The organism is Kineococcus indalonis (assembly GCF_009906395.1).
GTDB lineage: Bacteria > Actinomycetota > Actinomycetes > Actinomycetales > Kineococcaceae > Kineococcus > Kineococcus indalonis.
In genome coordinates, this window is record NZ_JAAALM010000730.1 from 1 (window position 1) to 1,491 (window position 1,491).

At 77.3% G+C, this 1,491-nt stretch carries 3 protein-coding genes; 1 reads left to right on the forward strand and 2 read right to left on the reverse strand.

From position 1 onward, the window contains the following. The first annotated feature begins 83 nt into the window (after positions 1-83). A complete protein-coding gene (locus GTR00_RS20645) occupies positions 84-491 on the forward strand; it encodes a RidA family protein (protein ID WP_166613401.1) in 408 nt (135 codons plus the stop codon). A gap of 36 nt (positions 492-527) precedes the next feature. Here the strand turns inward: GTR00_RS20645 and GTR00_RS20650 are convergent, their stop codons facing one another. Both GTR00_RS20650 and GTR00_RS20655 read right to left on the reverse strand, forming a co-directional pair. Continuing rightward, positions 528-1,163 carry a nucleoside/nucleotide kinase family protein gene (locus GTR00_RS20650; protein ID WP_166613402.1) on the reverse strand — a complete coding sequence of 212 codons (636 nt, stop codon included), beginning with the start codon at positions 1,161-1,163 and terminating at the stop codon, positions 528-530. A 2-nt stretch (positions 1,164-1,165) separates the two neighbouring features. Beyond that, on the reverse strand, positions 1,166-1,390 hold the full coding sequence (locus GTR00_RS20655) for a mycoredoxin (RefSeq protein ID WP_166613403.1): 225 nt from the start codon (positions 1,388-1,390) through the stop codon (positions 1,166-1,168). Between the last annotated feature and the right edge of the window lie 101 nt (positions 1,391-1,491).

Here is a 1,491-nt window from a genome sequence, read left to right on the forward strand (position 1 = left end):
CGGGCGCTCGTGTCGCGGGGCGGTGCTAGACAGCCGTCCTCGACACGCTCTCACCGGCCCCGCGCCGGAGGAGGAGGTCCCCCGTGGCCGTCCAGCTGATCGACCCGCCCGACCTGCCCGTGCCCGAGCTCTACCACCAGGTGGCGGTGGGCACGGGCACGCGCACCGTCCACACCGCCGGCCAGGTCGCCCGGGACGCCACCGGGGCGCCCGTCGGGCCCGGCGACCTCGCCGCCCAGGCCGAGCAGGTCTACCTCAACGTCGCCGCGGCGCTGGCCGCCGCGGGCGCGGGCTTCGACGACGTCGTCAAGCTCACCGCCTACCTCGTCGACTGGCGCCCCGAGCGCGCCGGCGCGCTCGTCGAGGGCGTGCAGCGCGCGGCCGAGCGCCTGGGCACCGACCTGCGCAGGCCCATCAGCCTCATCGGCGTCGTCGCCCTCGGCGAACCCGACCTGCTGATCGAGGTGGAGGCCGTCGCGGTCCTCGACTGACGGCCCGACCGGCCGGCCCGGGAGCCGGTGCGCGGCTCAGCCGCGCACCAGCTCCGCGGGGTGCAGCGGGTCCTCGCAGCGCAGCACCGCGTCGGCGCGCTGCAGCGGCTCGGACTCGGCCAGGTAGCGGTGCCAGGCGCCCAGGACGCGCTCGGCGTCCCCGGCGGGCACCCGCCGGCGCACCGCGGCGTCGGAGGTGGACAGGTGCACCACCGCGTCGAGGCCCCGCCGCAGGTCCTCGCGCAGCAGGAAGGGTCCGGCGAGGACGAGCACGGCGTCGTCGGGCACGGCCTCGCGCCGGGCGCGCGAGGCCCGGTCGGTGGCCGGGTCGTACAGGGAGGGCACCCAGCGGCGCCCCGCGGGCTCGCCGAGGGGCTCCAGGACCTCCCGGTGCAGGCCCGCGACGTCCAGCCAGTCGTCGTGGAAGGCGTCGGGGTCGTCGCGGCCGTGCTCGAAGCGCAGCGAGCGCGGCCTCCAGAAGGCGCTCCAGGCCGTCACCAGCACCGGGCGGGCCCGCTCGCGCAGCGCGTCGGCCAGGGCGCGGGCGTACCGCTCGGTGTCGGCGTCCACGGCGCCGTCCACGCCGACGCGCGCCCCGGCCGGCAGCGACGCGGCCCACCGCCCCGCGAACTGCGCGGGGCCGGTGGGCCGGTAGGTGGTGCTGCTCGCCACGCTCAGGCGCCGAGGCGCGCCTTGACCTCGGCGACGGAGGGGTTGGTGGCGGCGGAGCCGTCGGGGAAGAGCAGGGTGGGCACGGTCTGGTTGCCGCCGTTGACGCTCATCACGTACTCGGCCGCGTCCGGGACCTCCTCGATGTTGACCTCCGAGTAGCCGATGCCCTCGCGGTCCATCTGCGACTTCAGGCGGCGGCAGTACCCGCACCAGGTGGTGGTGAACATGGTGACGCGGCCCGCGGCCGGCGCCTCGATGGTCGACACTGCTCCTCCTCCGTGCGCGGGTGCTTCCCGCTCCGCTGGGCTGCAACCGCGGAGCCCCCGGC